Source organism: Enterobacter huaxiensis (assembly GCF_003594935.2).
GTDB lineage: Bacteria > Pseudomonadota > Gammaproteobacteria > Enterobacterales > Enterobacteriaceae > Enterobacter > Enterobacter huaxiensis.
The window spans coordinates 3,425,479-3,437,618 of record NZ_CP043342.1 but is presented as its reverse complement, the minus strand read 5'-3'; the positions used below and the strand labels follow the sequence as shown (position 1 = coordinate 3,437,618).

Genomic DNA, 12,140 nt, shown 5'->3' with positions numbered 1-12,140 from the left:
TTAGCCAACGACCAGATTCAGCAGTTTACCCGGTACGTAGATCACTTTACGCACGGTAACGCCCTCAAGATATTTCGCAACCAGATGTTCCTGACCTGCGCGTTCACGGACCTGTTCTTCGGTCGCATCAACCGCGACGGTAATTTTACCGCGCACTTTACCGTTAACCTGCACGACGACCAGCGTGGTGTTTTCTACCATTGCCGCTTCGTCAGCCACCGGCCACGGCGCGTTGTCGATATCGCCTTCGCCTTTCAGCTCCTGCCACAGGGTGAAGCTCGCGTGCGGGGTGAACGGGTTCAGCATGCGAACAACGGCCAGCAGGGCTTCACGCATTAAGGCACGATCCTGCTCGCCTTCCTGCGGGGCTTTCGCCAGCTTGTTCATCAGTTCCATAATAGCCGCAATTGCGGTATTGAAGGTCTGACGACGACCAATATCATCGGTTACTTTCGCAATAGTTTTATGAACATCACGGCGCAGCGCCTGCTGATCTTCAGAGAGAGCCGCCGCGTTCAGCGCAGGCGCATCACCCTGAGAGGTGTGCTCGTAAACCAGTTTCCATACGCGCTTCAGGAAGCGGTTTGCGCCTTCAACGCCTGATTCCTGCCACTCCAGGGTCATATCCGCCGGAGAGGCAAACATCATGAACAGACGCACGGTATCAGCGCCGTAACGCTCAACCATCACCTGCGGGTCGATGCCGTTGTTTTTAGACTTGGACATCTTGCTCATGCCGGTATAGACCAGTTCATGACCTTCGGCGTCTTTCGCCTTAACGATACGACCTTTCTCGTCACGTTCAACAATGGCGTCAACCGGAGAAACCCAGTTACGCTCGCCGTTCACGCCGACGTAGTAGAACGCATCTGCCAGAACCATGCCCTGACACAGCAGCTGCCTGGCAGGCTCGTCAGAGTTAACCAGACCTGCATCACGCATCAGCTTGTGGAAGAAGCGGAAGTAGAGCAGGTGCATGATGGCGTGTTCAATACCGCCAATGTAAATATCAACCGGCAGCCAGTAGTTCGCCGCGTCGGAATCCAGCATACCTTCCTGGTACTGCGGGCAGGTGTAGCGCGCGTAGTACCAGGAGGACTCCATAAAGGTGTCGAAGGTGTCGGTTTCACGCAGAGCAGGCTGGCCGTTGACGGTGGTTTTCGCCCATTCAGGATCGGCTTTAATCGGGCTGGTGATGCCGTCCATGACCACATCTTCCGGCAGGATCACCGGCAGCTGATCTTCTGGCGTTGGCAGCACGGTGCCGTCTTCCAGCGTCACCATCGGAATTGGCGCGCCCCAGTAACGCTGACGGGAAACGCCCCAGTCGCGCAGACGGTAGTTCACTTTACGCTCGCCTACGCCAAGGGAGGCCAGTTTGTCGGCAATGGCGTTGAAGCCGTCTTCGAAGCTTAGGCCGTCGAATTCGCCGGAGTTAAACAGCGTGCCTTTTTCGGTCAGCGCTTGTTCGGACAGGTCTGGTTCAGAACCGTCGGCGGCCAGAATAACCGGTTTGATGGTCAGACCGTATTTGGTGGCAAATTCGTAGTCGCGCTGGTCGTGACCCGGAACGGCCATTACGGCGCCCGTGCCGTACTCCATCAGAACGAAGTTCGCGGCCCAGACAGGGATGGCTTCGCCAGTCAGTGGGTGAATGGCTTTGAAGCCGGTATCAACGCCTTTTTTCTCCATCGTTGCCATGTCGGCTTCGGCCACTTTGGTGTTGCGGCACTCGTCGATGAAGGTCGCCAGTTCCGGATTGTTTTCTGCCGCTTTCTGCGCCAGCGGGTGACCTGCGGCCACGGCCAGGTAGGTCGCACCCATGAAGGTGTCCGGACGGGTGGTATAGACGGTCAGGGTCTGGTCGTAATTCTCAACGTTGAAGGTAATTTCCACACCTTCAGAACGACCGATCCAGTTGCGCTGCATGGTCTTAACGGTATCAGGCCAGTGATCCAGGTTATCCAGATCGTTCAGCAGTTCGTCAGCGTAAGCGGTGATTTTGATAAACCACTGTGGGATCTCTTTGCGCTCAACTTTGGTATCACAACGCCAGCAGCAGCCGTCGATAACCTGTTCGTTCGCCAGAACGGTCTGGTCGTTCGGACACCAGTTAACCGCAGAGGTTTTCTTGTACACCAGCCCTTTTTTATACAGCTCGGTGAAGAATTTCTGTTCCCAGCGGTAATATTCTGGCGTACAGGTGGCCAGCTCGCGGCTCCAGTCGTAGCCAAAGCCCAGCATTTTGAGCTGGTTTTTCATGTACGCGATGTTGTCGTACGTCCAGGGGGCCGGAGCCGTATTGTTCTTCACCGCTGCGCCTTCTGCAGGCAGGCCGAACGCATCCCAGCCGATTGGCTGCAGCACGTTTTTGCCCAGCATACGCTGGTAGCGCGCAATCACGTCACCGATGGTGTAGTTACGCACATGGCCCATGTGTAGTCGACCAGAAGGATAGGGAAGCATCGACAGGCAGTAATACTTCTCTTTGCTCTCGTCTTCGGTTACTTCGAAGGTGCGCTTCTCGTCCCAGTGTTGCTGGACTTTTGATTCTATCTCTTCCGGGCGGTATTGCTCTTGCATGGCAGCCAGTGGTCCTGTTTTCAATACAGCTACAAATGTAGCCAATGGATGTGATAATTCAGATCCGCATAGCATAGCCCAAACGCCCGCGCCAAAACAGCCTTTAGCACAAATGCACTTTGCAGGAATTTACCGGGTCTGTGCTTCACCTGACAAAGCGGCGGTGAAATAAGGTCTATTATTAGAAATAGTTACTTACCCGGGAGGCAAAATGATGAACAAGGTTGCTCAATTTTACCGCGAGCTGGTAGCGACACTGACGGAACGGCTGCGCAATGGCGAACGCGATATTGATGCGTTGGTTGAACAGGCGCGTGCACGGGTGACGCAAACGGGTGAGTTAACGCGAACCGAAGTCGAAGAGGTGACGCGTGCGGTGCGCCGCGACCTTGAAGAGTTTGCGCGCAGCTACGAAGAGAGCCAGGACGAGATGGCCGACAGCGTCTTTATGCGGGTGATTAAAGAGAGCCTGTGGCAGGAGCTGGCGGATATCACCGATAAAACCCAGCTGGAGTGGCGCGAAGTCTTTCAGGATTTAAACCATCACGGCGTCTACCAGAGCGGGGAAGTGGTGGGGCTGGGAAACCTGGTCTGTGAGAAGTGTCATCACCATATTGCGGTGTACACGCCGGACGTGCTGCCGCTGTGTCCGAAGTGCGGGCACGACCAGTTCCAGCGTCGGCCGTTTGAGCCATAAATAAAAGCAAAACGGCAACGACGTTGCCGTTTTTAGTGTCTGCTCCCTCTCCCTGTGGGAGAGGGCATCAGGCCGCAGAATAATAAGCCAGCCTTTCCGCCAGCAAATCCACAAACCCCTCTCGATCTATGTCCACCATCACCGAGGTATTCGGCGCATTACCGGTCAGCGAATAATAATCCACCACCGTCATACCCTGAGTGTATTTACCCTGCGTTTCCACGCCAACCCATCTCTCCACCGTGGTAAACATCTCTGGCTTCAGCAGCCAGGCGATGGTGCAAGGGTCGTGCAGCGGCGCGCCGTGGAAGCCCCATTTCTCGGCTTTGTGATATTCCATAAAGAAGTCGAGCAGCTCGGCCACGGTCGTGGCGACCGGGTTACCCACGGAGCGGAAGCGCTCAATATCGTCCGCCATAATCTGCGCGCGGTGGGTAACGTCCAGCCCCGCCATCACAATCGGCAAGCCCGACTGGAAGACAATCTCCGCCGCTTCCGGGTCGACAAAAATGTTGAACTCTGCCGCTGGCGTCCAGTTCCCCAGCCCCATTGCGCCACCCATAATCACGATCCGGGCGATTTTACCGTACAGTTCTGGATGGCTGTTCAGCAGTAGCGCAACGTTAGTTTGCGGGCCGGTCGCCACCAGCGTGACCGGCTCTGCGCTTTCACGCAGCACCTTCGCCATCAGCTCCACGGCGGTGCAGTTTTGCGGCGCAAACCCTGGCTCCGGCAGCGCAGGACCATCCAGCCCGCTTTCACCGTGGACGTTGTCCGCGATGATAAGCTCGCGCATCAGCGGCTTAACAGCGCCGCCTGCCACCGGAATATCGGTACGGTTTAACAGCGTCAGCATGCGCAGGACGTTACGCAGGGTTTTGTCCGGCGTCTGGTTTCCGGCGGATGAGGTAACGGCTTTGACGTCCAGTTCAGGCGAGGCAAGGGCAAGGACGAGGGCGATTGCGTCGTCATGACCCGGATCGCAATCGAGAATGATCGGCTGTGCCATAGAGTTCTCCATTCTTAGCGTTATTTTGTGACAAGGTTAACGCCGCGAAGTGAAGTCGACGAGAAGAAGAGGTACAAAGCGTGAAGCAGTGCGCAATCCGCAGATTGCGCACCGTAAAGATTAATGCAGGATTTTGGCGAGGAAGTCTTTAGCGCGCTCGGATTTCGGGTTGGCGAAGAACTCTTCTTTAGGGGAGTCTTCAACAATTTTCCCTTCGTCCATAAAGATCACGCGGTTGGCCACTTTACGGGCGAAGCCCATCTCGTGGGTCACGACCATCATAGTCATCCCTTCGTGCGCCAGTTCAACCATGACGTCCAGCACTTCGTTGATCATCTCTGGATCGAGTGCCGACGTCGGCTCATCGAACAGCATGGCGACCGGATCCATGCACAGCGCGCGGGCGATCGCCACGCGCTGCTGCTGACCGCCCGAAAGCTGCGCGGGGAACTTATCGGCATGCGCAGAAAGCCCCACGCGTTCCAGAAGCTTCAGCCCTTTCTCACGCGCCGCTTTTTTATCGCGCTTGAGCACTTTCACCTGTGCCAGGGTCAGGTTCTCGATAATCGAGAGGTGCGGGAACAGCTCAAAATGCTGGAACACCATACCCACGTGCGAGCGAAGCTGGGCGAGGTTAGTTTTCTTGTCGTTGACTTTGGTACCGTTGACGACAATCTCACCCTGCTGCACCGGCTCCAGGCCGTTGACGGTTTTGATCAGCGTCGACTTACCGGAACCGGATGGCCCACACACCACCACCACATCGCCTTTTTTCACTTCGGTGGAGCAGTCGGTCAGCACCTGAAAGTGCCCATACCATTTAGAAACATTTTTCAGGGAAATCATTACACAGTCCTTTTCTTCAGCCAGCTGACCAACAGCGACGCGCTTAAACTAATCACAAAGTAGACCCCACCTGCAAAGAGGACCATCTCGACCTGCGTACCATCACGCTCACCAATGGTGGACGCGGTACGGAAGAAGTCTGCCAGGCTCAGCACGTAGACCAGTGAGGTATCCTGGAACAGCACGATGCCCTGGGTCAGCAGGAGCGGAACCATGGCGCGAAACGCCTGCGGCAGAATAATGAGCTGCATTGACTGCCAGTGCGTCATCCCCAGCGCCAGCGCCGCGCTGGACTGTCCGCGGGAGATGCTCTGAATACCCGCACGGATAATCTCGGAGTAGTAAGCGGCCTCGAACATTGAGAACGCCACCATGGCGGAGATCAGGCGGATATCGGTTTTCGGCGACAGCCCCAGCACGTTTTGCAGAAAGCCGGGAACAATCAGGTAAAACCACAGCAGCACCATCACCAGCGGAATGGAACGGAAGACGTTGACGTAGGCGGTTGCAAACCAGGCGAACGGTTTAAAGCTCGACAGACGCATCACCGCCAGCAGGGTGCCCCAGACGATACCGATGATGATGGCTATCACGGTGATCTTTAAGGTGATCAGCAGGCCATCAAGCAGGTAGGGCAGGGATGGAACAATAGAACTCCAGTCAAATTCGTACATTACTTACCCCCCAGATTGCCCGGCAGGCGAGTTTTGCGTTCAACCAGGTTCATCACCAGCATGATGAAAGCGTTAATCAGAACATAGGCGAGGGTGATCGCGGTGAAGGACTCCCACGCGTGAGCGGAGTAGTCCAGCAGCTTACCGGCCTGCGCCGCCATATCCACCAGACCGATGGTCGAGGCGATGGCCGAGTTCTTCACCAGGTTCATCATCTCTGAGGTCATCGGCGGCACGATAACGCGATACGCGTTTGGCAGCAGCACGTAGCGGTAGGCCTGCGGCAGCGTCAGGCCCATCGCCAGCGCAGCATTCTTTTGTCCGCGAGGCAGAGACTGAATGGCGGCACGCACCTGTTCGCAGACGCGCGCGGCGGTGAACAGCCCCAGGCACAGCATGGAGGAGACAAAGAACTGGACGTTAGGATCCAGCTCCGCCTTGAACCACATGCCGATATTCTCCGGCAGCAGTTCCGGAATGACCAGATACCAGGTGAAGAACTGCACGATCAGCGGAACGTTACGGAACAGTTCCACATACAGCGTGCCAAGCGTTGAAAGAAAGCGGTTAGGGACGGTGCGCAGAATACCGAACAGCGACCCGACAAGAAACGCGATAATCCACGCCGTTATCGATAACGCGACGGTGACCTGAAAGCCGCTCCATAGCCAGCCAAGATAGGTGGTGTTGCCGAACGGGGCTTGTTGCAGAAAGATGCCCCAGTTCCAGTCAATTGACATAATAAACTCCAGAAAAAAAAGGGTAGCAGCGCTACCCTCGAAGATTGGTGAGAAGCTCATTTTCGCGCTGAGTGGGGAACGACCACTCAGCGTATAGTCTGTCCATGCTTCCCGACAATCGAGAGGGCAGGAGATCCCGCCCCTGTCGTTCTAATTAGTTAAGAGCTTTGTCGTTTGGTGATTTGAACAGCGCCTTCATGTCGTCAGACAGTTCAAAGTTCATGTTGAGGTTTTTTGGTGGAATCGGGTTCTTGAACCACTTATCAAACCATTTTGCCGCTTCGCCGGAGGTCTGAGCCTGAGCGATGGTATCGTCGATCAGCTTTTTGAAGTCAGCGTCGTCTTTACGCAGCATACAGCCGTAGGCTTCTTTAGACTGCGCGGTGCCGACGATTTCCCAGTTATCTGGTTTCTTCGCTTTCGCACGTTCGCCCGCCAGCAGGGCATCATCCATCATAAACGCGACCGCACGGCCGCTTTCCAGGGTGCGGAAGGAGTCGCCGTGGTCTTTCGCGCTGATGATGCGCATATCCATTTTCTTCTCGTCGTTCAGCTTGTGCAGCAGCACTTCTGACGTGGTACCCGACGTCACAACAACGGCTTTACCTTTCAGGTCTGCAAAATCTTTAATCTCGCCGCCTTTCTTGGTCAGCAGACGGGTGCCTACTACGAAGATAGTGTCGGAGAAAGCAGCCTGTTTCTGACGCTCCAGGTTGTTGGTGGTGGAGCCACACTCGAAATCAAAGGTGCCGTTTTGCAGCAGAGGGATACGGTTCTGTGAGGTGATTGGAATCAGTTTCACCTGCAGGTCAGGTTTGTTCAGCTTTTTCTTCACAGCTTCAACGATGGCGTTGGAATAATCCTGTGAGTAGCCCACGACTTTTTGCGTGTTGTCGTAGTAAGAGAACGGGACAGAAGATTCACGGTGGCCGACCACGATTACGCCGTTTTTGGCAATCTTGTCGAGAGTGCTTCCTGCTGCCGGAGCGTCTTCAGCGTGAACGACGCCTGCAGACATTCCCATAACCAGCATTGCTGTGGCCAGTTTACGTAATTGCATACCCAACTCCTTTCTTATCAGCGCCAGTGACGCATTGATACCCATTGTGATGTTGTTATATCTCGCGCGATGCGAGTGCAGTGTTATGCAAGCTTGTTAACATTTAGTCTGGCTTAATGTAAAGATTTTGCTGCGTTATTGTTTATTTTTGCGAAGCGCGCCGCACCATTCAGAGGCAATAATCTGTCGTTGCACCGTTTCGGTGCTACCGATGATCTACGCTGGTGCGACAAGGTTGCACGTTAAGCCAAACTGCGTTTACCTGAATAAACAAAGCAATAGGCGTGCCAGATTTAAGATTGGGGAGGGATTGTCGGGTGGCGGCTACGCCTTACCCGACCTACAGCCAGGGGAAAGTAGGCCGGGTAAGCGTCAGCGCCACCCGGCAACAGAAGGTGAGGTTATTTACGACGCTGACGCAGGCTCATCAGCACCGCGGCAAAGCCGAACAGCGCGGTCAGGATCCACAGCGGCCAGTTGCCTGTACGCGCGTAGGGCGTAAGGCCGGTCGTTGGCGTGACTTTTGTCGTCAACACTTCGCGGGTGAACTGCGGGATCATGGCCTGGATTTCGCCACGCGGGCCAATCACGGCGGTAATGCCGTTGTTGGTGCTGCGCAGCAGCGGACGCGCCAGTTCAAGGGAACGCATGCGCGCCATCTGGAAGTGCTGCCACGGGCCGATCGACTTACCAAACCAGGCATCGTTAGAGATGGTCAGCAGGAAGTCGGTGTCCGGACGGAAGTTATCGCGCACCTGCTCGCCGAGAATAATCTCGTAGCAAATGGCCGCCGTCAGGGCCAACCCATGTGCTCGCAGCTGGGGCTGAACGTACGGGCCACGGCTGAAGGAGGACATTGGCAGGTCAAAGAACGGGGCCAGCGGGCGCAGGACCGACTCCAGCGGAACGAACTCGCCAAACGGTACCAGATGGTTTTTGTTGTAGCGGTCGGTGGAGCTGTAGCTGTATTCGCTGTCTTTGCCGAGCGTAATGATGGTGTTGTACGTGTCGTAGCGGTTCTGCTGATTCAAACGGGCATCGACGATGCCGGTGATCAGCGTGCTGCCGCGGGCCAGCAGCAGGTCGTTCATCATGTTGAGGAAGGGCTGCTGGTTAATTTCCAGATCGGGAATAGCCGATTCTGGCCAGATAATCAGCTGTGATTTACCCATCACCTCTTCGGTGGCGTTGGCGTAGATCTTCAGCGTATTCAGCAGCTCTTTCTCGTCCCACTTCATGGACTGCGGGATATTGCCCTGCACCATGGAGACCTGCGTGGCGCGCTCAGGCACCAGGGTATACCACTGGATATAGCGCAGCGGGAAGGGCAGGGCGAAGAGCACCAGCGCCACTACCAGCGGCTTCCAGCAGCGGGAGACCAGCGCCAGCACCAGCAGGCCGCTCACCGCCATCAGCAGGAAATTAATCGCTTCAACGCCCATTACCGGTGCCAGCCCTTTTAAGGGGCCGTCAATCTGGCTGTAGCCGAACTGCAGCCACGGGAAGCCGGTCAGCACCCAGCCGCGCAGGAATTCGGTAATTTGCCAGACAACCGGCGCGGCAATGGCGACGCGCAGCCAGGTGGTTTTAGGCCACAGGCGGGAGAGAATGCCCGCGAACAGGCCGGTATAGAGCGAGAGATAGGCGGCGAGCAGCACAACGAGGAAGACGTTAACCGGCCCCGGCATGCCGCCAAACTGCGCGATACTGACGTAGACCCAGTTGATGCCGGAGCCAAACAGCCCCAGGCCCCAGAAGTAGCCGATGGCGGCAGCCTGTACCGGACGACGATTCAGGGTCAGGCCCTGAAGCCCCATCAGGGAGAGAATAGCCGCGGGCCAGATGTCGTAAGGAGAAAAAGCCAGCGTACCGCTGGCTCCGAGCAACAGCGCCAGCAGCAAACGGACGCGCTGGCGTTCAAGCAGTGGGGCAAATGCCATTTACATTAATCTTCCAGTTTTGGCACCGGTGAGTCGTCCGGCGTTCTGACGTGAACCTGAATAATACGTCGGCTGTCGGCCATGGCGACTTTGAATTGGTAACCGTCGATGTCAACGGTCTCGCCGCGCGCCGGAAGATGACCAAAGGCCTGCATTACCAACCCGCCAATGGTATCGACCTCTTCATCGCTGAAGTGGGTGCCGAAGGCGTCGTTGAAATCTTCAATCGGGGCCAGCGCGCGCACGGTCCAGGTGTGGCGGCTCAGCTGACGGAAGTCGATGTCCTCTTCTTCGTCATACTCGTCTTCAATCTCGCCCACGATCAGCTCAAGAATATCTTCGATGGTGACCAGACCGGACACGCCGCCGAATTCATCAATAACAATCGCCATATGGTAACGCTGAGAGCGGAACTCTTTTAGCATCCGATCCACACGCTTACTTTCCGGCACAACCACGGCCTGGCGTAACACTTTTTCCATGCTGAAGGCTTCGGCATCGCTGCGCATAAACGGCAGCAGATCTTTCGCCATCAAAATCCCTTCGATGTGATCTTTGTCTTCGCTGATGACCGGGAAACGCGAGTGGGCGGATTCGATGATCACATCGAGGCACTCGTCCAGCGTCTGGTTACGTTTCAGGGTGATCATCTGCGAGCGGGGGATCATGATATCGCGAACGCGCTGGTCGGCGATGTCCATAACCCCTTCGAGCATTTCGCGCGTATCTTCGTCAATAAGGTCGTTTTGCCCGGAATCACGAATCAGCTCCAGCAGTTCATCACGGTTTTTGGGTTCGCCGTGGAAAAGCTGGTTCAGAATGAGGGAGAAAAATCCCTTTTTACTGTTTGTCGTGTCGCTACTGTGTGAATTGTCGTCGCTCATGGCGTTTGTTAAGGGTTCTCATGTGAGTTCAATGTTTACCGCCGCGCTATATCCTTTCGCGGCGGCATGGTAGTCAGTCGATTGACTGACTATTCTTTCTCGGCAATGTACGGATCCTCATAGCCCAGAGCAAGCATTATCTCTGTCTCGAGGGACTCCATCTCTTCCGCTTCGTCATCTTCAATATGGTCGTAGCCCAGCAGGTGCAGGCTGCCGTGCACCACCATATGCGCCCAGTGGGCATCAAGCGGCTTCTGCTGCTCTTTGGCTTCCTGTTCAACCACCTGACGGCAGATGATCAGATCGCCCAGCAGAGGCATCTCAATGCCCGGCGGCGCTTCGAACGGGAAAGAGAGCACGTTGGTCGGCTTATCTTTCCCGCGGTAGGTCAGGTTAAGCTCATGGCTTTCTGCTTCATCCACCAGGCGAATCGTGACTTCTGACTCTTCCTGAAACTGGGGGATAACCGCATCCAGCCATGCCTGAAACTGTGCCTCATCTGGCATGCCGGAATTGTCTTCACAGGCCAGCTGTAAATCGAGGATCACCTGACTCATTTATTCTCTTGCTCCTGCGCGTCGCGCTTGCGCTCTGCGGCCAGCTCGGCCTTACGTTTTTGATCTGCCTCTTCCCAGGCTTCATAGGCATTAACGATGCGCGCGACCACCGGGTGGCGTACTACGTCTTCGCTGTGGAAGAAGTTAAAGCTGATTTCGTCGACCTCGGCCAGCACTTCAACGGCGTGGCGCAGGCCGGATTTGGTGCTGCGCGGCAGGTCGATCTGGGTGACGTCACCGGTAATAACCGCTTTCGAGTTAAACCCGATACGCGTCAGGAACATCTTCATCTGTTCGATGGTGGTGTTCTGGCTCTCATCGAGGATGATAAACGCGTCGTTGAGCGTGCGCCCGCGCATGTAGGCGAGGGGCGCCACTTCGATCACGTTACGCTCAATCAGCTTTTCAACTTTCTCAAAGCCGAGCATCTCGAACAGCGCGTCGTACAGCGGGCGCAGATACGGGTCCACTTTCTGACTTAAATCGCCAGGCAGGAAGCCGAGCTTTTCACCCGCTTCAACGGCTGGGCGGGTCAGCAGAATGCGTCGGATATCCTGACGCTCCAGCGCATCCACCGCGGCGGCAACGGCCAGATAGGTTTTACCCGTACCCGCCGGGCCCACGCCGAAGGTGATGTCGTGGTCGAGGATGTTGGCAATGTACTGCGCCTGGTTTGGCGTACGCGGCTTAATCACGCCACGCTTGGTTTTGATGTTGATCGCCTTGCCGTAGTCGGGCACGCTTTCCGCGCTCTGCTCAAGCACGCGCGCCTCTTTGATGGCGAGGTGGATCTGTTCCGGTTCGATATCCTGCGTTTCACCGCGCATTGGGGCGGTATCGACATACAGGCTACGCAGAATATCCGCCGCCGCATTGACGCAGATAGGGCGTCCGGTGAGTTTGAAATGGTTATCGCGACGATTGATTTCGATACCCAGACGTCGCTCCAGTTGTTTGATGTTGTCATCAAACGGCCCGCACAGGCTCAGCAGGCGAGCGTTGTCTGCAGGCGTTAGGCTAATTTCACGCGTGTCTATATTCAAACCGTTCCTCTTTGAGTGTTTTGTCGTGCTGGCAGCATAAAGCTGTCATTACCGAAAGTATTCACGCCACGGGATAAAGGCGCAAGCATATGCTTTGCATATTGGGG

The 12,140-nt window shown here is 55.8% G+C and carries 11 protein-coding genes; 1 reads left to right on the top strand and 10 read right to left on the bottom strand.

What is annotated here, in order from left to right; all coding sequences use genetic code 11:
• Positions 1-2,583: a leucine--tRNA ligase gene (gene leuS / locus D5067_RS16440; protein ID WP_160117933.1), complete on the bottom strand. Its 2,583-nt coding sequence runs from the start codon at positions 2,581-2,583 to the stop codon at positions 1-3.
• 214 nt (positions 2,584-2,797) lie between these two features.
• Here leuS and D5067_RS16435 point away from each other — a divergent pair, with 214 nt between their 5' ends.
• Positions 2,798-3,280: a zinc ribbon-containing protein gene (locus D5067_RS16435; RefSeq protein WP_119935458.1), complete on the top strand. Its 483-nt coding sequence runs from the start codon at positions 2,798-2,800 to the stop codon at positions 3,278-3,280.
• Between the two features lie 67 nt (positions 3,281-3,347).
• Here D5067_RS16435 and rihA read toward each other — a convergent pair whose 3' ends face one another.
• From rihA to D5067_RS16390, 9 genes are all read right to left on the bottom strand, one after another.
• Positions 3,348-4,289 (bottom strand): pyrimidine-specific ribonucleoside hydrolase RihA, encoded by a 942-nt coding sequence (rihA, locus tag D5067_RS16430; RefSeq protein WP_119935087.1) that lies wholly within the window; start codon positions 4,287-4,289, stop codon positions 3,348-3,350.
• A 120-nt stretch (positions 4,290-4,409) separates the two neighbouring features.
• Positions 4,410-5,135: an amino acid ABC transporter ATP-binding protein gene (locus tag D5067_RS16425; protein WP_047347097.1), complete on the bottom strand. Its 726-nt coding sequence runs from the start codon at positions 5,133-5,135 to the stop codon at positions 4,410-4,412.
• Complete coding sequence (gene gltK / locus D5067_RS16420; RefSeq protein ID WP_119935086.1) at positions 5,135-5,809, bottom strand: glutamate/aspartate ABC transporter permease GltK; 675 nt, start codon at positions 5,807-5,809, stop codon at positions 5,135-5,137. The genes D5067_RS16425 and gltK overlap by 1 nt, the downstream gene beginning before the upstream one ends.
• Entirely contained in the window at positions 5,809-6,549 is a 741-nt protein-coding gene (gene gltJ, locus D5067_RS16415) for a glutamate/aspartate ABC transporter permease GltJ (protein WP_119935085.1), read from the bottom strand. Before gltJ ends, gltK begins: the two co-directional genes overlap by 1 nt.
• A 154-nt stretch (positions 6,550-6,703) precedes the next feature.
• Complete coding sequence (locus D5067_RS16410; RefSeq protein WP_119935084.1) at positions 6,704-7,609, bottom strand: amino acid ABC transporter substrate-binding protein; 906 nt, start codon at positions 7,607-7,609, stop codon at positions 6,704-6,706.
• Positions 7,610-8,010: 401 nt separating this feature from the next.
• Entirely contained in the window at positions 8,011-9,549 is a 1,539-nt protein-coding gene (lnt, locus tag D5067_RS16405; RefSeq protein ID WP_119935082.1) for an apolipoprotein N-acyltransferase, read from the bottom strand.
• A gap of 5 nt (positions 9,550-9,554) precedes the next feature.
• The gene (gene corC / locus D5067_RS16400; protein WP_119935081.1) at positions 9,555-10,433 is read right to left on the bottom strand and encodes a CNNM family magnesium/cobalt transport protein CorC; all 879 of its coding nucleotides are present in this window, start codon (positions 10,431-10,433) and stop codon (positions 9,555-9,557) included.
• A gap of 89 nt (positions 10,434-10,522) precedes the next feature.
• The gene (gene ybeY, locus D5067_RS16395) at positions 10,523-10,990 is read right to left on the bottom strand and encodes an rRNA maturation RNase YbeY (RefSeq protein WP_119935080.1); all 468 of its coding nucleotides are present in this window, start codon (positions 10,988-10,990) and stop codon (positions 10,523-10,525) included.
• Positions 10,987-12,033 carry a PhoH family protein gene (locus tag D5067_RS16390; RefSeq protein ID WP_119935079.1) on the bottom strand — a complete coding sequence of 349 codons (1,047 nt, stop codon included), beginning with the start codon at positions 12,031-12,033 and terminating at the stop codon, positions 10,987-10,989. Before D5067_RS16390 ends, ybeY begins: the two co-directional genes overlap by 4 nt.
• Between the last annotated feature and the right edge of the window lie 107 nt (positions 12,034-12,140).

Coding starts and splice junctions, on each gene's coding strand:
- leuS (WP_160117933.1), bottom strand. CDS start 2,583: ATGCAAGAGCAATACCGCCCGGAAGAGATAGAATCAAAAGTCCAGCAA.
- D5067_RS16435 (WP_119935458.1), top strand. CDS start 2,798: ATGAACAAGGTTGCTCAATTTTACCGCGAGCTGGTAGCGACACTGACG.
- rihA (WP_119935087.1), bottom strand. CDS start 4,289: ATGGCACAGCCGATCATTCTCGATTGCGATCCGGGTCATGACGACGCA.
- D5067_RS16425 (WP_047347097.1), bottom strand. CDS start 5,135: ATGATTTCCCTGAAAAATGTTTCTAAATGGTATGGGCACTTTCAGGTG.
- gltK (WP_119935086.1), bottom strand. CDS start 5,809: ATGTACGAATTTGACTGGAGTTCTATTGTTCCATCCCTGCCCTACCTG.
- gltJ (WP_119935085.1), bottom strand. CDS start 6,549: ATGTCAATTGACTGGAACTGGGGCATCTTTCTGCAACAAGCCCCGTTC.
- D5067_RS16410 (WP_119935084.1), bottom strand. CDS start 7,609: ATGCAATTACGTAAACTGGCCACAGCAATGCTGGTTATGGGAATGTCT.
- lnt (WP_119935082.1), bottom strand. CDS start 9,549: ATGGCATTTGCCCCACTGCTTGAACGCCAGCGCGTCCGTTTGCTGCTG.
- corC (WP_119935081.1), bottom strand. CDS start 10,433: ATGAGCGACGACAATTCACACAGTAGCGACACGACAAACAGTAAAAAG.
- ybeY (WP_119935080.1), bottom strand. CDS start 10,990: ATGAGTCAGGTGATCCTCGATTTACAGCTGGCCTGTGAAGACAATTCC.